The sequence below is a fragment of the Sphingomonas sp. genome (assembly GCF_039594485.1).
Lineage (GTDB): Bacteria > Pseudomonadota > Alphaproteobacteria > Sphingomonadales > Sphingomonadaceae > Sphingomonas.
On sequence record NZ_JBCNNI010000017.1, the window covers coordinates 47,377 to 67,258 of the forward strand.

At 71.0% G+C, this 19,882-nt stretch carries 21 protein-coding genes and 1 riboswitch; of the genes, 14 read left to right on the forward strand and 7 right to left on the reverse strand.

The genetic code is table 11. The features are described 5' to 3' along the window. The first annotated feature begins 2 nt into the window (after positions 1-2). The 5 genes from cobN to cobJ are packed head-to-tail and all read left to right on the forward strand — an operon-like array spanning position 3 to position 6,445. Positions 3-3,224: a cobaltochelatase subunit CobN gene (gene cobN, locus ABDV78_RS10375; RefSeq protein WP_343527335.1), complete on the forward strand. Its 3,222-nt coding sequence runs from the start codon at positions 3-5 to the stop codon at positions 3,222-3,224. Then, a complete protein-coding gene (locus ABDV78_RS10380; RefSeq protein WP_343527336.1) occupies positions 3,221-4,345 on the forward strand; it encodes a cobalamin biosynthesis protein CobG in 1,125 nt (374 codons plus the stop codon). Before cobN ends, ABDV78_RS10380 begins: the two co-directional genes overlap by 4 nt. Beyond that, positions 4,345-4,974: a precorrin-8X methylmutase gene (locus ABDV78_RS10385; RefSeq protein ID WP_343527337.1), complete on the forward strand. Its 630-nt coding sequence runs from the start codon at positions 4,345-4,347 to the stop codon at positions 4,972-4,974. Before ABDV78_RS10380 ends, ABDV78_RS10385 begins: the two co-directional genes overlap by 1 nt. Next, positions 4,971-5,699: a precorrin-2 C(20)-methyltransferase gene (gene cobI, locus ABDV78_RS10390; RefSeq protein ID WP_343527339.1), complete on the forward strand. Its 729-nt coding sequence runs from the start codon at positions 4,971-4,973 to the stop codon at positions 5,697-5,699. The genes ABDV78_RS10385 and cobI overlap by 4 nt, the downstream gene beginning before the upstream one ends. Then, on the forward strand, positions 5,696-6,445 hold the full coding sequence (cobJ, locus tag ABDV78_RS10395) for a precorrin-3B C(17)-methyltransferase (RefSeq protein WP_343527340.1): 750 nt from the start codon (positions 5,696-5,698) through the stop codon (positions 6,443-6,445). Before cobI ends, cobJ begins: the two co-directional genes overlap by 4 nt. On the opposite strand, the gene ABDV78_RS10400 is transcribed toward cobJ, so the two are convergent. Then, positions 6,421-7,167: a cobalt-precorrin-6A reductase gene (locus ABDV78_RS10400; protein WP_343527341.1), complete on the reverse strand. Its 747-nt coding sequence runs from the start codon at positions 7,165-7,167 to the stop codon at positions 6,421-6,423. The two genes, cobJ and ABDV78_RS10400, sit on opposite strands and share 25 nt — an antisense overlap. Between ABDV78_RS10400 and cbiE the strand changes: the two genes are divergently transcribed. The 6 genes from cbiE to cobF are packed head-to-tail and all read left to right on the forward strand — an operon-like array spanning position 7,166 to position 12,271. Next, positions 7,166-8,365 (forward strand): precorrin-6y C5,15-methyltransferase (decarboxylating) subunit CbiE, encoded by a 1,200-nt coding sequence (gene cbiE, locus ABDV78_RS10405; protein ID WP_343527342.1) that lies wholly within the window; start codon positions 7,166-7,168, stop codon positions 8,363-8,365. The two genes, ABDV78_RS10400 and cbiE, sit on opposite strands and share 2 nt — an antisense overlap. Next, positions 8,359-8,709, forward strand: coding sequence for a cobalamin biosynthesis protein (locus tag ABDV78_RS10410; protein ID WP_343527343.1), 351 nt, complete (start codon positions 8,359-8,361; stop codon positions 8,707-8,709). Before cbiE ends, ABDV78_RS10410 begins: the two co-directional genes overlap by 7 nt. Position 8,710: 1 nt before the next feature. Then, a complete protein-coding gene (cobM, locus tag ABDV78_RS10415; RefSeq protein WP_343527344.1) occupies positions 8,711-9,475 on the forward strand; it encodes a precorrin-4 C(11)-methyltransferase in 765 nt (254 codons plus the stop codon). Next, positions 9,472-10,791 (forward strand): cobyrinate a,c-diamide synthase, encoded by a 1,320-nt coding sequence (locus ABDV78_RS10420; RefSeq protein WP_343527345.1) that lies wholly within the window; start codon positions 9,472-9,474, stop codon positions 10,789-10,791. Before cobM ends, ABDV78_RS10420 begins: the two co-directional genes overlap by 4 nt. Beyond that, on the forward strand, positions 10,788-11,510 hold the full coding sequence (gene cobA, locus ABDV78_RS10425) for a uroporphyrinogen-III C-methyltransferase (protein WP_343527347.1): 723 nt from the start codon (positions 10,788-10,790) through the stop codon (positions 11,508-11,510). The genes ABDV78_RS10420 and cobA overlap by 4 nt, the downstream gene beginning before the upstream one ends. Further along, entirely contained in the window at positions 11,507-12,271 is a 765-nt protein-coding gene (gene cobF, locus ABDV78_RS10430) for a precorrin-6A synthase (deacetylating) (protein WP_343527349.1), read from the forward strand. Before cobA ends, cobF begins: the two co-directional genes overlap by 4 nt. Before the next feature lie 137 nt (positions 12,272-12,408). On the opposite strand, the gene cobO is transcribed toward cobF, so the two are convergent. Both cobO and cobU read right to left on the reverse strand, forming a co-directional pair. Then, a complete protein-coding gene (gene cobO / locus ABDV78_RS10435) occupies positions 12,409-13,011 on the reverse strand; it encodes a cob(I)yrinic acid a,c-diamide adenosyltransferase (protein WP_343527350.1) in 603 nt (200 codons plus the stop codon). Next, the gene (gene cobU / locus ABDV78_RS10440) at positions 13,008-13,532 is read right to left on the reverse strand and encodes a bifunctional adenosylcobinamide kinase/adenosylcobinamide-phosphate guanylyltransferase (RefSeq protein WP_343527351.1); all 525 of its coding nucleotides are present in this window, start codon (positions 13,530-13,532) and stop codon (positions 13,008-13,010) included. The genes cobO and cobU overlap by 4 nt, the downstream gene beginning before the upstream one ends. Positions 13,533-13,559: 27 nt before the next feature. On the opposite strand from cobU, the gene ABDV78_RS10445 reads away from it, so the two are divergent. Genes ABDV78_RS10445 through ABDV78_RS10455 form a run of 3 tightly spaced genes read left to right on the forward strand, consistent with a single transcriptional unit; the run spans position 13,560 to position 16,922 of the window. Then, positions 13,560-14,549: an aminotransferase class I/II-fold pyridoxal phosphate-dependent enzyme gene (locus tag ABDV78_RS10445; RefSeq protein WP_343527352.1), complete on the forward strand. Its 990-nt coding sequence runs from the start codon at positions 13,560-13,562 to the stop codon at positions 14,547-14,549. Beyond that, positions 14,542-15,480, forward strand: coding sequence for an adenosylcobinamide-phosphate synthase CbiB (cbiB, locus tag ABDV78_RS10450; RefSeq protein ID WP_343527353.1), 939 nt, complete (start codon positions 14,542-14,544; stop codon positions 15,478-15,480). Before ABDV78_RS10445 ends, cbiB begins: the two co-directional genes overlap by 8 nt. Further along, a complete protein-coding gene (locus tag ABDV78_RS10455) occupies positions 15,468-16,922 on the forward strand; it encodes a cobyric acid synthase (RefSeq protein WP_343527354.1) in 1,455 nt (484 codons plus the stop codon). The genes cbiB and ABDV78_RS10455 overlap by 13 nt, the downstream gene beginning before the upstream one ends. Here the strand turns inward: ABDV78_RS10455 and cobS are convergent. The 4 genes from cobS to ABDV78_RS10475 are packed head-to-tail and all read right to left on the reverse strand — an operon-like array spanning position 16,907 to position 19,588. Then, positions 16,907-17,623 (reverse strand): adenosylcobinamide-GDP ribazoletransferase, encoded by a 717-nt coding sequence (cobS, locus tag ABDV78_RS10460; protein ID WP_343527355.1) that lies wholly within the window; start codon positions 17,621-17,623, stop codon positions 16,907-16,909. The genes ABDV78_RS10455 and cobS overlap by 16 nt on opposite strands. Next, positions 17,620-18,177 (reverse strand): histidine phosphatase family protein, encoded by a 558-nt coding sequence (locus ABDV78_RS10465; protein WP_343527356.1) that lies wholly within the window; start codon positions 18,175-18,177, stop codon positions 17,620-17,622. The genes cobS and ABDV78_RS10465 overlap by 4 nt, the downstream gene beginning before the upstream one ends. Then, positions 18,174-19,184 (reverse strand): nicotinate-nucleotide--dimethylbenzimidazole phosphoribosyltransferase, encoded by a 1,011-nt coding sequence (gene cobT / locus ABDV78_RS10470; protein WP_343527357.1) that lies wholly within the window; start codon positions 19,182-19,184, stop codon positions 18,174-18,176. The genes ABDV78_RS10465 and cobT overlap by 4 nt, the downstream gene beginning before the upstream one ends. Then, positions 19,181-19,588 carry a DUF1636 domain-containing protein gene (locus ABDV78_RS10475; protein WP_343527358.1) on the reverse strand — a complete coding sequence of 136 codons (408 nt, stop codon included), beginning with the start codon at positions 19,586-19,588 and terminating at the stop codon, positions 19,181-19,183. Before ABDV78_RS10475 ends, cobT begins: the two co-directional genes overlap by 4 nt. 91 nt (positions 19,589-19,679) lie before the next feature. Continuing rightward, positions 19,680-19,866, reverse strand: a riboswitch (cobalamin riboswitch). Between the last annotated feature and the right edge of the window lie 16 nt (positions 19,867-19,882).

Below are 19,882 nucleotides of genomic sequence, written 5' to 3' on the forward strand. Positions count from 1 at the left end.
CCGTGCATCTCGTCTTTCGCGAGAGCCATGGGCTGGAGGAACAGGCGGTTCCACAGGATCTGGGGCAACGCCCCGGTGACGTGGTGGTGCTGTCCTTTTCCGACAGCGACCTGAGCGCCTTTGCGGCGGGGTGGCGCGCAGGCGGCTTCGGCTGGTCCTTGCGGCTCGCCAATCTGGCGGCGCTGGTCCATCCGCTGTCGGTCGACACCTATGTCGAGCAGACGCTGGCGCATGCGAAGGCGATCCTGATCCGGTTGATCGGCGGCGCGGCCTATTGGGACTATGGCCTTCGCGAGGTCGAGCGGCTGGCGCGCGAGCGGGGGATCGCGCTCGCCGTGCTGGCGGCGGACGGGCGTGAGGATCGACGGCTGGCCGCGGCCTCGACGGTCGACGACGCGATGGTGCGACGTCTGACCGCGCTGTGCGATGCAGGCGGGGCGCAGGCCGCCGCGCTGGCGCTGGCCGAATTGTCCGCGACCCCGATGGTTCGGGGGGGCGGCTTTGCGGTGGCGCCGGTCGGCGGCTGGTCGCCGGGGGGCGTGGCCTGTCCGGCCGCGTCGTTGCTGACCATCGGCCGCCCCCGCGCGCTGATCGTCTTCTACCGCGCCTATCTGGTCGCCGCCGATCTGGAGCCGATCGCCGCGCTCCATGCTGCCCTGGTCGCGCGTGGTTTCGATCCCGTCGCGCTGTTCGTCCCTTCGCTCAAGGCGGAGGGGGCGGGGCCCTGGGTCGCGCGCTGGGTGGCGGCGCTGGCTCCGTCCGCGATCGTCAACGCGACCGCCTTCTCGGCTCGGGGCGAGGACGACACGACGCCATTGGATGGCGCGGGCGTGCCGGTATTCCAGGTCGCGCTCGCCACCAGCGATCGCGAGGCTTGGGAGGGGGCGGCGCGTGGCCTGTCGCCCGCCGATCTCGCCATGCATGTCGTCCTGCCCGAGATTGACGGGCGGCTGTTCGCGGGCGTGGTCAGCTTCAAGCAGCCGGGGACACGCGACCCCGATTTCGACATCGCCCTGCGCCTCCACCGCGCCGAGCCGCGCCGCATCGCCGCGGTCGCCGACCGGGTGGCGGGCTGGACGGCGCTCGCCACGACTCCGGCGGCGGAGCGGCGGCTGGCGATCCTGCTGTCGACCTATCCGGGTAAGGACTGGCAGGCGGCCCATGCGGTCGGGCTGGACGGCTTTGCGTCGGCGGAGGCGATCCTGTCCGATCTGCGCGATGCCGGATATGCGGTGGCGCCGCGGGCCGATCTCCCCGCCGTCCTGGCGGAAAGCCGGATCGCATGGCCCTTGTCCGCCTATCACGAAGCGCTGGCCGCTCTTCCCGAAGCGTTGCGGGGCGACCTGCTCGAAAGCTGGGGCGGGGCCGAAGACGACCCGCTGGTCGAGAATGGCGCGTTCCAATTCCCCGCCCTGGCCTGTGGCAAGGCGATCGTCGCGCTTCAGCCCGAACGCGGCCGACCGAGCGCACGGGCGGAGGAGTATCACGACCTGTCGCGCTGCCCGCGTCATTCCTATGTCGCCTTTTATCTTTGGCTGCGGGCGCGGGGGATCGACGCGCTGGTCCATGTCGGCGCGCATGGCACGCTGGAGTGGTTGCCCGGCAAGGCGGTCGCGCTGTCGGACGCCTGCTGGCCCGAGGCGCTGACGCGCGACTGGCCGGTCCTCTATCCCTTCATCGTCAACGATCCGGGCGAGGCGGCGCAGGCCAAGAGGCGCCTGGGCGCGGTGACGATCGGTCATGCCCCCCCGGCGCTGGTGCAGGCGGAGACGGGTGCGGGGCTGGGGCGGCTGGAGGCGTTGCTCGACGAATATGCCAATGCCGACGGCCTCGACCCCGCGCGCCGCGACCGGCTCCGCGCGAGCATCGCCGAGGAGGCGGAGAGCGTCGGTCTGGGCGAGACGCTGGGGCTGGCGGGCGCAGAGGATCCGCTTGCCCGCATCGACGCCTTTGTCTGCGACGTGAAGGACAGCCAGTTCGGCGAGGGGCTCCATGTCTTTGGTCGCGGAGACCAGGGGGCGGCCGAGCGCGCCGGGCTGCTCGCCGGGTTGGACGGCAGGCGCGTGGCGGCGGGGCCATCGGGTTCGCCCTATCGCGGGCGCGCCGATGTGCTGCCGACCGGGCGCAACCTCTACGCCATCGATCCGCGTGCCGTACCGAGCCGTGCCGCGCAGACGCAGGGCGTGAAGCTCGCCGAGGAACTGATCCGGCGGCACATGCAGGAGGAGGGCGATCACCTCCGCACCCTGATCGTCGACCTGTGGGGATCGGCGACGATGCGCACGGCGGGCGAGGAGTTCGCCATGGCGCTGCACCTGATCGGGGTCGAGCCGGTCTGGGACCATCGCTCCGAGCGGGTGACGGGGTTCGAGGTGATGCCGCTGATGCGCTTCGACCGGCCGCGCGTCGATGTGACCTTGCGCGTGTCGGGGCTGTTCCGCGACGCTTTCCCGCATCTGGTCGCGCTGTTCGGGCAGGCGGTGCAGGCCTTGGGCATGCGCGACGAAGACCCGGCGTGGAACCCCTTTGTCGGACAGGCGACACCGCGCGTCTATGGCCCTGCGCCGGGGCGCTACGGCATCGGACTGGACCCCGATGCGGGCTATGACGAAGCGGCGCGGATCGATGCCGGGCGGAGCTGGCTGGCCGCGTCGGCCACGGCGCTCGATGACGGTGATCGGCGCGATGCCGACGGAATCGCCGCACGGGTGGCGGGGGCGCAGGCCTTCGTCCATGTCCATGACCTGCCCGAAAGCGACCTGCTGCTCAGCCCCGACTATGCCGCGCATCAGGCGGGGTTCGCGGCGGCCCGCGCGGCCGTCGGCGAGGGGGCGGCGTCGCTCTATCATCTCGATACGCGCGATCCTGCCAGCCCCAGGGCACGGACGCTAGCGGAGGAGATCGCCCGCACCGTCCATGCCCGCGCGGCCAACCCACGCTGGGTCGAAGGGATGATGGCGCATGGTTTCCGGGGCGCGGCGGAGATTGCCGCGACGCTCGACCAACTGGGCAGCTTCGCGCATCTGGCCGATGTGGTGCCGGCATCGCTGATCGACCTGTATTGGGACGCGACGCTGGCGCGGGACGCGGTCCGCGACTTCATGGCGCAGTCCAACCCCAAGGCGTTGGCGGAGATGGAGGCGCGCTTTGCCGCGCTGCATGCCGCCGGGCTGTGGCGGACGCGGCGCAATTCGATCCTCGCCATGCTGGACGGCGGCGCATGAGCGGGTTCGTCGTCAAGGGCTGGTGCCCCGATGCTTGGCGACCGATGATGGCGGGGGACGGCCTGCTGGTCCGGGTGCGGCCACCGCTGGGTCGGCTGACGGCGGAGCAGGTCGCGGGGCTGTGCGAAGCCGCGATCCGGCATGGCAATGGCCAGATCGACCTGACCGTCCGAGCCAACCTGCAACTGCGGGGGGCGACCGAGCAGGGCTGGCCCTTGATGGTCGAGGAACTTCAGGCCCTGGGGTTGGTCGATCCTGATCCGGTGCGTGAGGGACGGGGCGCGATCCTGATCAATCCTGATTGGCGCGCGGGCGATGATTCGCATGCCATCGCCCTGGCGTTGCGCGAACGGCTGGCGGAATTGCCGGACCTGCCCGGCAAGGTCGGATTCGCGATCGATGCGGGAGGCGTCCCGATGCTCGCCCAGGCGTCCGCCGATTTCCGGGTGGAGCGTGCGGCGGATGGCGGCCTGCTGCTGCGGGCCGAGGGTCGGCAAAGCGGGATGGCCGTCTCGCGAGAGGATGCGGTCGATGCGATGATCCGCCTGGCCCATTGGTTCGTGGAGAGCGGGGGTCCGGCCGCGGGACGAATGGCGCGCCATGCCGTGCCGCTGCCCGATTGGGCGACGGGGGCGATGGTTCCGGCGCGCGCTGCCGCGCCATTGCGCCCCGGCTCGCATCCGATGGGGACGGTCCATGGCCTGCCCTTTGGCCGGATCGAGGCGGCGGCGCTGGCGGGGTACGTCGGCGCGCGGGGCTGCGCGGTGCGGCTGACGCCCTGGCGGCTGCTGATCGCGGAGGGCGTTGCACCGGAGCCTGCCCCGGGTATGATGCAGGAGGATGCCCCGATCCTGCACGTCGATGCCTGTGTCGGCGCGCCTGCCTGTCCGCAGGCGAGCGTCGAAACCCGTGATCTGGCGGCCCGTCTCGCCACCGTGATGCAAGGAAGCCTGCACGTCTCGGGTTGCGCGAAGGGCTGCGCGCGGGCACGGGCGGCGGACTGGGTGCTGACCGGGCGCGAGGGGGCTTTCGATCTGGCCCGCAACGCGCGCGCCGGGGCGGCACCGCTTCACACCGGATTGACGCCCGAGCGGGCGGTCGCGCTTCTCGGAGCCTGTTGATGCCGTATAGTTACGAAACCGATGGCGCGGCGATCTATCGCCAGTCCTTCGCCATCATCCGCGCCGAGGCGGATCTCGCCCGCTTCGATGCGGAGGAGGAGCCGGTCGCGGTCCGCATGATCCATGCCGCCGGACTGGTCGAACTGGCCCCGTCGATCCATTTCTCAAGCGGTTTCGCGACGGCGGGGCGGCAGGCGCTGGCGGCGGGCGCGGCGATCCTGTGCGACGCGCATATGGTCAGCGAAGGCGTCACGCGCGCGCGCCTGCCCGCCGACAATCGGGTCATCTGCACCTTGCGCGATCCTTCGGTGCCTGCACTTGCCAAGGAGATGGGCACGACCCGCTCCGCCGCCGCGCTGGAGCTGTGGCGGCCGCATCTGGCGGGCGCGCTGGTCGCGATCGGCAATGCGCCGACTGCGCTGTTTCATCTGCTGACCATGCTGGAAGACCCCGACTGCCCGCGCCCGGCGGCGATCATCGGCTGTCCCGTCGGGTTCGTCGGCGCGATGGAGTCGAAGGACGCGCTTTGGGAGGCGCAGCCCGTCCCTTGCGCCATCGTGAAGGGGCGGCCGGGCGGCAGCGCGATCACGGTCGCGGCGATCAACGCGCTGGCGAGCCGCGCCGAATGACGATGGGAACGATCCACGGCGTGGGCCTGGGCCCGGGTGCGGCGGACTTGATGAGCGTCCGGGCGGACCGGCTGGTGCGGGGGGCACGCCATGTCGCCTATTTCCGCAAAAGCGGGCGGCGGGGCCATGCCCGCACCATTGTCGACGGCATGCTGCGCGACGATGTCGTCGAATATCCGATGGACTATCCGGTCACGACCGAAATCGCCTTCACCGACCCGCGCTATAACGAATGCCTCTCGGCCTTTTATGCGACATGCACCGCGCATATCCTGTCGCTGGTGCGCAGCGGCGAGGACGTGGTGGTGCTGTGCGAGGGCGATCCGTTCTTCTATGGCTCGTTCATGCACCTGCACAGCCGATTGCGGCCCCACGCTCCCGTCGCGGTGGTGCCGGGCATCACCGGCATGTCGGGGGCCTGGACCGCCAGCGGCGCGCCGATCACCTGGGGCGACGATGTGCTGACCGTCGCGATGGCGACCCTGCCCGAGGAGGAATTGACCCGCCGCATCGCCGAAACCGATGCGCTGGTCGTGATGAAGATCGGCCGCCACCTGCCCAAGCTGCGCCGCGCCATCGCGGCGGCGGGGCGTGAGGGGCAGGCCTGGCTGATCGAACATGCCGCGCAGGCGGGCGAGCGGGTCCGCCCGCTGGTGGAGGTGGAGGATGCGTCCGCCCCCTATTTCTCGATCGCGCTGATCCATGGGCAGGGGCGGCGGCCATGAGCGGCTGGCTGATCGTCGCGGGGCTGGGGCCGGGGGCGGAGGCGATGGTCACGCCCGAGGTGTCGGCCGCGTTGGTGGAGGCGACCGATGTGGTCGGCTATATCCCCTATGTCGCCCGCGTGCCCGAACGCCCCGGCCTGACCCGTCACGCCAGCGACAACCGGGTCGAGCGCGACCGGGCGCTCCACGCGCTGGAGATGGCGGAGGCGGGACAGCGTGTCATTGTCGTCTCGTCGGGCGATCCGGGGGTGTTCGCGATGGCGGCGGCGATCTTCGAGCGGGTGGAGGAAGACCCGGCCCGCTGGCACGATCTCGACATCCGGGTCCTGCCCGGCATCACCGCGATGCTGGCGGCCAGCGCGCGGGCGGGTGCGCCGCTCGGCCATGATTTCTGTGCGATCAACCTGTCGGACAACCTCAAGCCCCAGGCGGTGATCGAACGGCGCTTAAGGCTGGCGGCCGAAGCGGATTTCGCGATCGCGCTCTATAACCCCCGGTCAAAGGCGCGACCCGATGCGCTGGATGCGGCCTTTGCGCTGTTGTGCGAGGTGTGTGGCGACGATCGCCCGGTGCTGTTCGCTCGCGCCGTCTCGACGGGGGAAGAGGTCTTGCGCATCGTTCCGCTTCCGCAAGCGAAGGGCGAGATGGCCGATATGCGTACCGTCGTCATCATCGGGTCCAGCCGCACGCGGATCGTCCCCCATGCGGGGCGGCCGATCCTCTACACCCCCCGGACGACGCCGTGATCCAGCCAGTCCAGCACCTGCGCGACACGGCCCACCTGCGGGCGATCGGGAATGAAGGGCCGGTCGATCATCACGACCGGCAGCCCGAGTTCACGCGCCGCATCCAGTTTCGCCCGCGCGCCCGCGCCGCCCGCATTCTTGGCGACGATGACCTCGATCCGGTGTTCGCGCAGCAACGCCAGTTCGCCTGCCAGCGAGAAGGGGCCGCGATCCACCACCAGATGATGGCGGGGCAAAGCGGGCGGCATGGCGGCATCGACGAAGCGCAGCAGATAGAAATGTTGCGGAGCCTCGGCAAAGTCCCCGATGGTCTGGCGACCGAGCGCGAGGAAGACGCGGATCGGATCCATGCCCAGTGCGGCCACCGCCCCTTTCGTATCGGCAACGCGGATCCAGTGATCGCCGGGGCACGCCTCCCAGGCCGGTCGGGTCAGCGCGAGCAGCTTCACGCCCGCCAGGTCCGCCGCCGCGATGGCGTTGGCGCTGATCCGCGCGGCGAAGGGATGGGTCGCATCGACCAGATGGGTCACGCCCCCCCGGCGAAGATGGTCGGCAAGGCCCTGGACGCCGCCAAAACCACCGATCCGCGTCGGAATCGCCTGCGCGCGCGGTGCCTCGGTACGCCCGGCATAGCTCAGCACCGCACGCTCGCCACGCTCGGCCAGCGCGGTGGCCAGCATGCTCGCCTCGGTCGTGCCGCCGAGCAGAAGGATATGGCGCATGGCTGACTCCCAGGCGTGGCTGACGATCGTCGGGATCGGCGAGGATGGCTGGGATGGCCTGACCGCCCCCGCGCGCGCCGCGATCGAGACCGCCGATAGCGTGATGGGCGCGCCGCGTCACCTGTCGCTGCTGCCCCAGTCGGGCCGCGCGGCGCGGATCGTCTGGCCGGTGCCCTTTGCCGGGGGCATTCCCCTGCTGATCGAACGGCGGGGGGAGCGGGTGGTGATGCTCGCCTCGGGCGATCCCTTCTGGTTCGGGGCCGGGTCGGTCGTGACCCGTCACCTGGAGCCGGGGGAGTGGGTGGCGTATCCGGCGGCCTCGACCCTCTCGCTGGCGGCGGCGCGGCTCGGCTGGCCGGTCGAGACGATCCACAGCCTTGGACTGCACGCTCGGCCGGTCGAGACGCTGCGCCCGCATCTGGCGCCGGGGCAGCGGTTGCTGGCGCTGATGCGCGACGGGGCGTCGGTGACGGGCCTTGCGGCATGGCTGGCCGAGCAGGGTTTCGGCGAGAGTGCGCTCACTGTGCTGGAGGCGCTGGGCGGCCCGCGCGAGCGGGTGCGGGCCTGCACGGCGAACACGCTCGACTGGACCGATATCGCGCATCCCGTGGCGGTGGCGATCGAGCCCGCCGGAGGGGCCCGCGTGTTGCCGCGCGCGAGTGGCCTGGACGACGACTGGTTCGCTCATGATGGACAGATCACCAAGCGCCCCGTCCGGGCGCTCGCACTCTCCGCGCTGGCCCCGCGCCCGGGCGAGATGCTGTGGGATATCGGTGCCGGATCGGGTTCGGTCGCGCTCGAATGGCTGCTGAGCGACCCGACGACCCGGGCCGTGGGGTTCGAGCGTGATCCGGCCCGTCTGGCTCGTGCCGCCGACAATGCGGCGCGGCTGGGCATCACGCGACTGGAGCTGGTGGAGGGGGATGCGGTCGCCCAGCTTCCCGACCGACCGCACCCCGATGCGGTGTTTGTCGGCGGGGGCTTGTCCCGGCCGCTGGTCGAGGCGTTGCGGACGCTGCCGCGCTGCCGTCTGGTCGCCCATGCCGTGACGCTGGAGACCGAAGCCCTGCTGGCGGAGTGTCAGGCGCGCCACGGGGGCGAATTGCTGCGCATCGAACTCGCGCGTGCGCGGCCGATCGGCACCAAGCGGGGATGGAAGGCGAGCTATCCCATCGTGCAATGGCGGGTGGCATGGTGATCGCCGGTTTCGGATGCCGTGCGGGGGCCAGCCCCGAGTCGTTCCGTAGCGCCCTCGCGGCGGTGGGGGTTCGCCCCGACCGCCTGGCCGTGCCCGCCGACCGCCTGGCCCTGATCGCCGCCTTTGCCGAAGCCGAGGGACTGGCCGTTCTGCCCGTCGCGGCCGATAGGCTTCGAGGTATCGACACCCCGACCCGCTCCGCCGTCAGCCATGCCGCCCGCGGCGTCGGCAGCGTTGCCGAAGCCGTGGCGCTCGCCGCCGCCGGACCGGGCGCGCGGATCATGACGCCCCGTGTAATTTCCTCCGACCGCATGGCGACCTGCGCCATTGCCCAGGGATTGTAAGATGACCGTTCATTTCATCGGTGCCGGACCCGGCGCGCCCGATCTGCTGACCCTGCGCGGGCGTGACCTGATCGCGGCCTGCCCCGTCTGTCTCTACGCCGGATCGCTCGTGCCAGAGGCGGTGCTGGACCATTGCCCGGCGGGGGCCAGGATCGTGAACACCGCGCCGATGACGCTGGACGAGATCGTCGCCGAGATCGCGGACGCCCATGCCAAGGGCCAGGATGTCGCGCGGCTCCATTCGGGCGACCTGTCGGTCTGGTCGGCGATGGGCGAGCAGGTGCGGCGATTGCGCGCGCTGGGCATTCCCGTCTCGGTGACGCCGGGCGTGCCCGCTTTCGCGGCGGCGGCGGCGGTGCTGGAGAGCGAGCTGACCCTGCCCGGCATCGCCCAGTCGGTGGTCCTGACCCGCACGCCCGGCCGGGCCAGCGCCATGCCCCAAGGCGAGTCGCTCTCCGCCTTCGCCGCGACGGGGGCGACGCTCGCCATCCATCTGTCGATCCACAATCTCGCAAAGGTGGTGGCCGATCTGACCCCGCATTATGGGCCGGATTGCCCGGTGGCGATCGTCTGGCGCGCGAGCTGGCCCGAACAGCGGATCGTTCGCGCGACGCTCTCCACCATCGAAGAGGCCGCCGCCGACGGACCGGAGCGGACCGCGCTGATCCTGGTCGGCCGCGTGCTCGACCAGAGCGATTTCGCCGAGAGCCGCTTGTACGCGGAAGGTTATGATCGCCGCTATCGCCCCGGGAACAGCGTCGAATGACGCGGCCATCGACTCCGGGGCTGATGATCGCGGCGCCCGCCTCGGGCACCGGCAAGACGACGGTGATGCTGGGCCTGCTGCGCGCGTTCCGCGACGCGGGCGTGAGCGTGCAGCCGTTCAAGAGCGGACCCGACTATATCGACCCCGCCTTTCACCGTGCGGCCTGCGGGCGCGCGTCGTTCAACCTCGACGGCTGGGCGATGCCCGCCGCTTTGCTCGACACGCTGGGCCAGCGGGGGGGCGATGCCGAACTGGTGCTGGCGGAGGGCTCGATGGGGCTGTTCGACGGCGTGGCAAAGCCCGGCGCGACGGGCATGGGCAGCAGTGCGGAGACGGCCCGGCGTATGGGCTGGCCGGTGGTGCTGGTCATCGACGTGTCGGGACAGGCGCAGTCGGCGGCGGCGACGGCCTTGGGTTTCGCGCGCTATGATCCAGACCTGCGCGTCGCGGGCGTGATCCTCAACCGCGTGGCGAGCCCGCGTCACGAGCGGCTGGCGAAGCTGGGTTTCGAGGAGATCGGCCTGCCGGTCTTCGGCGCGCTCCCCCGGCGCGGCGATCTGGTGCTGCCGGAGCGGCATCTAGGGCTGGTGCAGGCAGTGGAGCATCCCGAACTCGACCGGCTGATCGGCGATTATGCCGCGTTCCTGGCGGCGCATGTCGATCTGGAGGCGGTGCGCGCGGCGGCTTATGCCCAGCCCGCCCCCGTCATCGACGCGATCCTGCCGCCACCCCCGGCGCAGCGGATCGCGCTGGCGCAGGATGCGGCCTTTTCCTTCGTCTATCCGCATATGCTGGCGGGCTGGCGCGCCGGAGGTGCGGAGATATTGCCCTTCTCGCCGCTGGCCGACGAGGCACCGGACGCGTCGGCCGATCTGGTCTGGCTGCCCGGCGGCTATCCCGAACTTCATGCCGGGCGGCTGGCGGCGGCGGAGCGATTCCGTAACGGCCTGGCCGATCATGCCCGGACCAGACCGATTCATGGCGAGTGCGGCGGGTACATGGCGCTGGGCGAGGCATTGATCGATGCGCAGGGTGTCAGCCATCGCATGGCGGGCTTGCTCGGCCTCGTGACCAGCTATGCCAAGCGCAAGATGCATCTCGGCTATCGCCGCGCGACCCTGCTGGGCGAGGTGGCGGGGATGCCCGAGGGGGCGGTCTTGGGCGGTCACGAGTTCCATTACTCGACGGTGCTCGAACAGCCCGACGCGCCGCTCGCGCATGTCGTCGATGCGCAGGGCGATGCCGTGCCCGAAACCGGATCGCGGCGGGGGCAGGTGACCGGCACCTTCTTCCATCTCGTGGCGCGCTGGTGGTGAGCGGCTTCGTCCATCTGGTCGGCGCGGGGCCGGGCGATCCCGAACTGTTGACGCTGAAGGCGGTACGCTGCCTGGCGCAGGCCGATGTCGTGCTGTTCGACGACCTCGCCACCGGGCCGATGCTGAGCCATGCCCGTGCCGATGCCGAGATGATCGCGGTCGGTAAGCGGGCGGGACGCGCCTCGCCCAAGCAGGCGGAGATCGACCGGCTGCTGGTCGACCATGCGGCGGCGGGCAAACGGGTCGTGCGGCTGAAGTCGGGCGATCCCGGCATTTTCGGGCGGCTGGAGGAAGAGATCGTCGCGCTGAAGGCGGCGGCCATCCCCTTCGAGATCGTTCCCGGCGTCAGCGCGGCGAGCGCGGCGGCGGCGGTGGCGGGCCTGCCGCTGACCCGGCGTAACGAGGCGCGGCGGGTGCAGTTCGTGACCGGCCATGACGTGACCGGCGCGCTGCCCGCCGACCGCAACATGGCCGCGCTGGCTGATGCGGGGGCGACGACGGTGGTGTTCATGCCCAAGCGCACCTTCCCCGCGCTGGCCGAGGCGCTGGTCGCCCATGGCCTGTCGCCGGCAACCCCGGCGCTGATGGCCGAGCATGTCGGATGTTCCGATCAGCGACTGACCCGCTCGACCATCGCGGGTCTGGCGACGCAACTGGCGGACAGCGTGTCGGGCAGGGCGGCGCTGATCCTCTACGGCCCGTTGATGGAGGATTTGTGATCCATCTCGACCTGATCGGCATCGGTACGGGCAATCCCGACCATCTGACGCGCGCCGCCGAAGCCGCGATGCGCGCCGCCGACCTGATCCTGCTCCCGCGCAAGGCGGACAAGGCCGAACTGATCGATCTTCGCCGCGACATCTGCGCCCAGGTGCTGGCGGGGGCGGCGACGCGGCTCGTCGAGTTCGACCTGCCGGTCCGTGCCGCAGAGGGGGACTATCTCGATAATGTCGAGCGCTGGCACGATGCGATCGCCGGGTGCTGGGCGGCGGAGATCGCGCGGGCCTTGCCGGATGGCGGGCGGGTGGCGTTGCTCGTCTGGGGCGATCCGTCGCTCTACGACAGCACGATCCGTATCGCCCGGCGGCTGATCGCGGTGGAGCGGGTGACGGTGGTGCCGGGCATCACCAGCCTCCAGGCCCTGTGTGCCGCGCACGCCATTCCGTTCAACGCGGTCGGCGCGCCGGTTATGGTGACGACCGGGCGGCGTCTGCGCGAGGGCGGCTGGCCGGACGGAGCGGACAGCGTCGCGGTGATGCTGGACGGCGGGTGCGCTTTCACGACGCTTGACCAGCCGGATGCGGCGATCTGGTGGGGGGCGTATCTGGGCATGGCGCAGGAGGCGATCGAGGCCGGGCGGCTGGCCGATGCCGCCGAGCGGATCGTCGCACGCCGGGCCGAGCTGCGGCGCGCGCATGGGTGGATCATGGACGTCTATCTGCTCCGGCGGGGCGGCGATCTGGCGGGGGAGGGGCTTTGACGTCGTCCGACATGATCCTCCCCTTTAAGGGGAGGTCCCAGGTCGAAGGCCTGTCGGAGGGGTGTCCCCCTCTCGATAGCGCGACACCCCTCCGACACGCTATGCGCGCCACCTCCCCTTGCAGGGAAGGAAAGGGGTCAGAACTCGATACCCTTTTGCGCCTTCACGCCCTGTTCGCGGAAGGGATGCTTCACCTGCGTCATGTCGGTCACCAGATCGGCCGCCGCGATCAGCGCCTCGGGGGCGTTGCGGCCGGTGATGACGACATGCGTCATCGCCCCCTTGGTGCCGAGCACCTCCAGCACCTCGTCGACCGGCAGATAGTCGTAGCGCAGGACGATGTTCAGTTCGTCGGCGACGATCAGGTCGTAGGACGGGTCGGCGATCATCCGCTTCACCTCGTCCCAGGCGGTGCGCGCCGTGGCGATGTCGCGGGTGCGGTCCTGCGTGTTCCAGGTGAAGCCTTCGCCCATGGCGTGGAAATCGACCTCGGGGAAGCGTGCCAGCACCGCCGCCTCGCCGGTGGTCATCGCGCCCTTGACGAACTGGACCATGCCGACGCGCATCCCGTGCCCGACCGCGCGGATCACCATGCCGAGCGCGGCGGTCGTCTTGCCCTTGCCCTTGCCGGTATGGACGATCAGCAGCCCCTTTTCGGCGTCGCGCGCGGCGACCTTGCTATCCTGCGCGGCCTTTTTCTTGGCCATGCGCTCGGCATGTTCGGCGTCGGTTCGCATCATTTCTCTCCTGAAAGTCGCAAGGACAGTCCCGCCACCACCAGGTCGGTCGCCTCGCAGGCCAGCGCCAGCCGCTGGTTGAGCGTGCCCTGCGCGTCGCGGAAGCGGCGGGCGAGCGCATTGTCGGGGACGATGCCGAAGCCGACCTCGTTGCTGACCAGCACGACCGGGCCGGGCGCATCCTGGATCGCCGCGACCAGCGCATCGCCCGCCGCCGTCAGATCGGCCTCGCCCAGCAGCAGGTTGGTCAGCCAGAGCGTCAGGCAGTCGATCAGCAGCACCCGGTCGGCTCGGCTGTGTTCCGTCACCGCCTCGGGCAGGGCCAAAGGTGCCTCCACCGTCGTCCAGCGCGCATCGCGATCGGCCTGGTGGCGTGCGATCCGCTCGCGCATTTCCTCGTCCCAGGCCTGCGCGGTCGCGACGAAGCAGCCGGTCGGCGTCATCGCCTCGGCCAGCGACTGCGCATGGCGGCTCTTGCCCGACCGGGCGCCGCCGAGGACGAGGATGGTCCGGGGCTTCGTCATCCCTGTCCGCATCGCGGGAGCGGCGCTGTGACGCAAGCGGAAATGGCGGCGCTGACCCATCATGGCGGCCGGATCGACGCAGCCAAGGCGGTGTTCCCGAACGCAGCCCAGCCTTGGCTCGACCTGTCGACCGGGATCAATCCATCGCCCTGGAGTCCCCCCGATGGGCTGACCGTCGACGCCGGACCCCTGCCGGACCCGACCGGCATCGCGCGGCTGGAGGCGCGGGCGGCGGCGCATTTCGGCGTCGCGGCCAAGCGGGTGGCGGCCGTGCCGGGAAGCGAGATGGCGCTCCGGCTGCTCCCCATATTGGGCATCGCGCAGCCGATCGTCGCGTTCCGGCCCAGCTATGGCACGCATGGCGCGGTCGCCTCGGCATGGATCGACGGTGCGGGGCTCGACCGCTGGCAGGGGCAGGCGGCGGCCCTGCTCCTCGCCAATCCCAACAATCCCGATGGTGCCCATCATGCCCCGGAGCGCCTGGCCGAACTGGCGGCGGCGCAAGGACGGGCGGATGGCTGGCTGATCCTCGACGAGGCCTTTGCCGATGCGATGCCCGGACCCGGCTTTGGCGGGGGCGGGCGGGTCATCGTGCTCCGGTCGTTCGGCAAGTTCTTCGGGCTGGCGGGGATACGGCTTGGCTTCGTCATCGCCGCGCCGGACGTCCTGTCGCGGCTTCGCGCGTTGTTGGGGGACTGGCCGGTGTCGAGTCATGCCATCGCATGGGGGAGTGCCGCCTATGCCGATGGCGCATGGATCACGGCGACCCGAATCGCCCTGGCCGAGCGGGCGGCGGCGCTGGACGAAGTGCTGGCGCGGCACGGCCTGATCGCACGGGGAGCCTGTCCCTTGTTCCGCATGATCGAGACGCCGGATGCGCCCGCGATCTTCGCGCGACTGGCGGCGGCGGGCATTCTCGTCCGCCCCTTTTCCGACGCGCCCGAGCGACTGCGCTTCGGCGTGCCCGCGGCACCGGGCGATCTTGCCCGACTGGACAGGGCATTGCGGCATGGCTGATCCCGTCGCGCTGGTCGCACTGGTGCTCGATGCCGCGATCGGCTGGCCCGACCGGCTCTATGCGCGGATCGGTCATCCGGTCGGCGCCTTCGCGCGCGTCCTGACCTTCGCCGAGCGGCATGGCAATCGGCCCGAGCGGTCCGAAGGCGTGCGCCGCGCGCTGGGGATCGTCACCATCGTCACGCTGATCGCGTTGACCGGCGCGGCGGCATGGTGGATCGACCGGGAATCGCACCTGTTGCTCGGCCGCTGGGGCTGGATCGCCAGCGCGGTGCTCGCCTGGCCCGCTCTGGCGCAGCGCAGCCTCCATCAGCATGTCCGGCCGGTCGCCGAGGCGTTGATGCGCGGCGACCTTCCCGGGGCACGGGCGGCGGTCGCGCGCGTGGTGGGGCGCGATACCGATCGGCTGGACCAGGCGGGCGTGTCGCGCGCCGCGATCGAGACGCTGGCGGAGAGCTTTTGCGACGGCATCGTCGCGCCGCTTTTCTGGTTGCTGCTGTTCGGGTTGCCCGGCGTGTGGGTCTATAAGGCGATCAATACCGCCGACAGCCTGATCGGGCACAAGGAACCGCGCTGGCGGGCCTTTGGCTGGGCGGCGGCGCGGATCGATGACGGGGCGAACTGGCTGCCCGCCCGGATCGCGGGGGTTCTGCTCTGCATCGCGGGTGCGGGCGGCTGGCGGGTGATGAAGCGCGATGCACGCGCCCATGCCTCGCCCAATGCGGGATGGCCCGAAGCGGCGATGGCGGGGGCGCTCGGCGTCGCGCTGGCGGGGCCGGTCGCATATGACGGCGTGACCCAGATCAAGCCGTGGATCGGGCGCGGCGGACGGGCGGCGACGCCCGGGGATATCGTCACCGCCTTGCAAATCTATGCGCGCGCCTGCCTGCTGCTCTGGGTGATCGCGGGGGGCGTGGCATGGCTGGCGTGATGATCCAGGGCACCGGCTCCGACGTCGGCAAGTCGGTGCTGGTCGCGGGACTATGTCGGGCCTTCGCCAATCGTGGCCTTCGCGTTCGCCCCTTCAAGCCGCAGAATATGAGCAACAATGCCGCCGCCACCCCAGATGGCGGCGAAATCGGGCGGGCGCAGGCGACGCAGGCGATCGCCGCGCGGGTCGAGGCGCATGTCGACATGAACCCGGTGCTGCTCAAGCCGCAGGGGGACCGCACCTCGCAACTGATCGTGCGCGGGCAGGTGCGCGGGATGCTGCCTGCCGCGAAGTGGCGCGAGGGGCGGATCGGCCTGCTGCCCGAGGTCGTGGAATGCTATCGCCGTCTGGAGGCGCAGAGCGATCTTGTGATCGTCGAGGGCGCGGGCTCGCCAGCCGAGGTGAACCTGCGCAGCGGTGACATCGCCAATATGGGCTTTGCGCGCGCGGCGGGCGTGCCGGTGGTGTTGGCGGGGGATATCGATCGCGGCGGCGTGATCGCATCGCTGGTGGGCACAAAGGCGGTGATCGATCCCGAAGACGCGGCGATGATCCGCGGCTTTCTGGTCAACAAGTTCCGCGGCGATCCCGCGCTGTTCGCCGATGGTATGGCGATCATCGCGGCACACACCGGCTGGCGCTCGCTGGGCCTGATCCCATGGCTGAGCGAGGCGCACCGCTTGCCGAGCGAGGATGCGGTGGCGCTGGAGCGTCCCGCCGCCGCGCCAGGGGGGCGGGTGGTGATCGCCTGTCCGATCACGCCGCGTATCGCCAATTTCGACGATCTCGATCCGCTGCGTCTTGAGCCGCAGGTCGATCTGGTCATGGTCCGCCCCGGCGCGCCGATTCCCGACGCGGCGATGATCGTGCTGGCGGGATCGAAGGCGACCATTGCCGACCTCGCCTTCCTCCGCGCGCAGGGCTGGGACATCGACATCGCCGCGCATCACCGACGGGGACGGGCGGTGATGGGGCTGTGCGGTGGCTATCAGATGCTGGGGACCCGCGTCGCCGACCCGGACGGGATCGAGGGACCGGCGGGCAGTGTCGCCGGGCTGGGACTGCTTGACGTGGAAACCGTGCTGACCGGCGAAAAGACGGTGCGCCCGGTCACGGGCGAGGCGCTGGGCGCGTCCTTTTCGGGCTATGAGATCCATCTCGGCCGGACGAGCGGCCCCGATACCGCGCGGCCGGTGGGGCATCTGGCCGATGGCCGGGCCGAGGGCGCGATCAGCGCCGACGGGCTGGTCGCGGGCAGCTATATCCACGGGTTGCTGGGCGAGGCGGGGCAGCGGGCGGCATGGCTGGCGCGGATTGGGGTCGAGGGGGCCGGGCCGGATCACCGCGCCGATGTGGACGAGGCGCTTGACGCCATCGCCGCCACGCTGGAGGCGCATGTCGATTGCGATGCGCTGCTGCGGATCGCTCAGGGCGCGGCGTAGAGCAGGGCGGCGAGCAGTAGCGCGGTTTCGGTCCATTCGATGCCCGCGCCATGGACGTCGCCGGTCACACCGCCGAGGCGACGGCGGAACCAGCCCGCCAGGACCAGGATCGTCACCGGGCCCAGCACCAGCGGCGGATAGAGCGGGATGAGCGCGATCGCGACGACCGACCAGAGTGCCAGGTCGACGGGGCGCACCGCCTGCGCCACCATCGCTCCCAGGCCACCCGGCCGCAACGGCGGCAGGAACCGCGCCCAGACCAGCGGCCCGATCCGCGCCACCGCCGGTATCGTCGCGATCATCGCCCAGTCGTCGGGGCGCACGCCGTGGAGCAGCACCAGCTTGGCGAGCAACTGCATCACCAGTGCAACGGTGCCGAAGCTGCCGATATGCGGGTCGGCCATGACCGAGAGCAGCCGCGACCGATCGCCATGCGCCGCGCCCAGCCCGTCGCTGAGATCGGCCAGCCCGTCCAGATGCAGCGCCCCGGTCGCCCAGACCCAGGCGGCGAGCGCGGCCAGCGCCCCGACCCATGGATCGATCCGCGCACCCAGCCAGCCCGAGGCCGCCACGATCACCCCGATCGCCAGCCCCGCGACCGGATAGAGCCGGATCGCCCGCGCGAAATCGGCTTCGTCGGCGGCGACCCGCGGCATGGGCAGGCGGGTGAGGAAGCCGAGCGCGACGATCAGGCTCTTCATAGGGTGGCCAGCCCGGTGATCCGGGCCCAGCGCGGCGTGTCGTCCCACACCTCCAGCGTCAACAGGCTAGCATAGGGCAGGGCGATGGCGAAGACGGCGTGCAGGTCAAAACCGCACAGCCCATGCAGGGCCGCCCGCATCGCACCGCCATGGGTGACGATCAGCGTCGGTTCGGGGGACAGGTCGGCGATCGCGGCCCCCACCCGCGCGACCAGATCCGACCAGCGCTCGCCGCCGGGCGGGGGTGCCGCGTCGGGATCGGTACGAAAGCGGCCTAGCGCCTGCCCGTCGATCGCCTCGGGTGCCAGGCCGTCCCATTCGCCGAAATCCATCTCCCGCCAGCGGGGATCGATGTACGTCGGCCCGATCGCCTCGGCACAGGCGCGGGCGCGGGACAGGTCCGAACTGATCCGTCGCGTGACCGACAGGCCCACCGCGCGCGCGGTGCATGCTGCGATCCCTTGCGCGGTCGCGGGGCTGTCGGTCCGGCCCAGCATCCGCCCGGCCCCCTCCGGTTCGCCATGCCGGAGCAGGTGCAGGCGGAAAGGGCTCACGCGGTGGCGACCCCGGCCTCGGCGAAGGTCGCCATGCCGTCATGCGCGGCGATCGCCGATCGGATGACCTGCACCGCCACCGCCGCGCCGCTCCCCTCGCCCAGCCGCATGTCGAGCGACAGGATCGGCCGCAGCCCCAAGCGATCGAGCAGCCGGATATGGCCCGGCTCGGCCGAGCAATGCCCGGCCAGGACATGGTCGGTGATCGCCGGATTGGTCATCGCCAGCGGTGCGACGGCGGCGGTGCCGATAAAGCCGTCGAGTATGACCGGCACGCCCTTCGTCCGCGCCGCCAGTACGGCGCCCGCCATCGCGGCGATCTCGCGCCCGCCCAGACGGCGCAGGATTTCGAAGGCGCTGGTCAGGTGATCCCGGTGCAGCGCCAGCCCATCGGCGACGGCGCCTTCCTTGCGCGACAGGCCCTGCGCATCGACTCCGGTGCCGGGGCCGATCCAGTCGGCGGGAGCCCCCCCGAAGCTGGCGGCGGCAAGCGCGGCGGCGGGGGTGGTGTTGCCGATCCCCATCTCGCCCAGCACCAGCAGGTCGGCATCGCCCACCGCCGCCGCGCCGGCCGACAGCGCGGCCAGGCATTCCTCGACGCTCATCGCCGGGCCGGTGGTGAAGTCGATGGTCGGCCGGTCGAGGTCGAGCGGGACGACCGACAGGTCCAGTCCCGCGGCAGCGGCCAGCGCGTTGATCGCGGCACCGCCGGCGGCGAAATTGGCGACCATCTGTGCGGTCACTTCCGCCGGAAAGGCGCTGACCCCGCGTGCGACCACGCCGTGATTGCCCGCGAAGATCACCGCCCGACCCCGCTCGATCCGGGGTCGTTCGATGCCCTGCCATCCGGCAAGGAAGATCGCGATGTCCTCCAGGCGGCCGAGCGAACCCGGCGGCTTGGTCAACTGGCCCTGACGCCGGGCGGCGGCGGCGCGGGCCTGCCGATCGGCTTCGGGCAGGGTGGCGAGAGTCGTCTTGAACGCGGCGACGGTCGGGAAGGCGGTCATTCGACGACGAATCCCTCGGGGGGCGTGCGGGTCAGGAAATGGCCCTTCACGCCTTGCGGCCATTGCTTGTACGGCACCTGTCCCCATTCGCTGTCGGCATAGGCCCGCGCATAGTCGAGGATCGCCCGTGCGGCATCCTCGTCGGGCGTGAACTTGCCCATCACATAGCCGACCTTGCCCGGACAGCGCAGATGGACGGTGCAGAAGGACTGGCAGGCGAAGAGGCAGGGCATCTCCTCCACCGCCACCTGCGCATAGGCGGGGTCGGCGGCCTTCACCGCGCGCAACGCCTCGACCAGCAGCGCGCCGCCGCGCCTGCCTTCGGCATCCTCGCGGGCATCGTCGCTCAGGCGACAGGTGTTGCAGGCGACCACGGCGGGGCCGGGGGCGGCGGGTTTCAGCATGAACAGGGCTCGGTCATCGGGGCACATCTCCACAAGGGCGCTGTCGTCGCGCGAGGGGATAGCCCCGTCCGCCCGGTACACCCTGACCGGCCGAAAGACGACCGCGACGGGCAGGTCTCCTGGCTCGCGGGTCGGTGCCGGTCCGCCGCCTTCTCGGGGGATGAGCCCCAATGGCGTGATGGCGAACGGCTCGCCGCTTACAGTTGCAGGGGCAGCCGGGGCATCGCACCCCATTCCCTTTTCATCCCCGAAGGGAAACCTGTCGCAATATGGGCGATAGGCGTGTGGGGGATG

Excerpts from the sequence above, each read along its gene's own strand:
- cobM (WP_343527344.1), top strand. The coding sequence starts at position 8,711 with ATGACCGTTCATTTCATCGGTGCCGGACCCGGCGCGCCCGATCTGCTG.
- cobT (WP_343527357.1), bottom strand. The coding sequence starts at position 19,184 with ATGACCGCCTTCCCGACCGTCGCCGCGTTCAAGACGACTCTCGCCACC.
- ABDV78_RS10455 (WP_343527354.1), top strand. The coding sequence starts at position 15,468 with ATGGCTGGCGTGATGATCCAGGGCACCGGCTCCGACGTCGGCAAGTCG.
- cobI (WP_343527339.1), top strand. The coding sequence starts at position 4,971 with ATGACGATGGGAACGATCCACGGCGTGGGCCTGGGCCCGGGTGCGGCG.
- ABDV78_RS10410 (WP_343527343.1), top strand. The coding sequence starts at position 8,359 with ATGGTGATCGCCGGTTTCGGATGCCGTGCGGGGGCCAGCCCCGAGTCG.
- ABDV78_RS10385 (WP_343527337.1), top strand. The coding sequence starts at position 4,345 with ATGCCGTATAGTTACGAAACCGATGGCGCGGCGATCTATCGCCAGTCC.
- cobO (WP_343527350.1), bottom strand. The coding sequence starts at position 13,011 with ATGATGCGAACCGACGCCGAACATGCCGAGCGCATGGCCAAGAAAAAG.
- cbiE (WP_343527342.1), top strand. The coding sequence starts at position 7,166 with ATGGCTGACTCCCAGGCGTGGCTGACGATCGTCGGGATCGGCGAGGAT.
- ABDV78_RS10475 (WP_343527358.1), bottom strand. The coding sequence starts at position 19,588 with ATGCTGAAACCCGCCGCCCCCGGCCCCGCCGTGGTCGCCTGCAACACC.
- cobJ (WP_343527340.1), top strand. The coding sequence starts at position 5,696 with ATGAGCGGCTGGCTGATCGTCGCGGGGCTGGGGCCGGGGGCGGAGGCG.
- cobU (WP_343527351.1), bottom strand. The coding sequence starts at position 13,532 with ATGACGAAGCCCCGGACCATCCTCGTCCTCGGCGGCGCCCGGTCGGGC.
- ABDV78_RS10420 (WP_343527345.1), top strand. The coding sequence starts at position 9,472 with ATGACGCGGCCATCGACTCCGGGGCTGATGATCGCGGCGCCCGCCTCG.
- ABDV78_RS10380 (WP_343527336.1), top strand. The coding sequence starts at position 3,221 with ATGAGCGGGTTCGTCGTCAAGGGCTGGTGCCCCGATGCTTGGCGACCG.
- ABDV78_RS10400 (WP_343527341.1), bottom strand. The coding sequence starts at position 7,167 with ATGCGCCATATCCTTCTGCTCGGCGGCACGACCGAGGCGAGCATGCTG.
- cbiB (WP_343527353.1), top strand. The coding sequence starts at position 14,542 with ATGGCTGATCCCGTCGCGCTGGTCGCACTGGTGCTCGATGCCGCGATC.
- cobS (WP_343527355.1), bottom strand. The coding sequence starts at position 17,623 with ATGAAGAGCCTGATCGTCGCGCTCGGCTTCCTCACCCGCCTGCCCATG.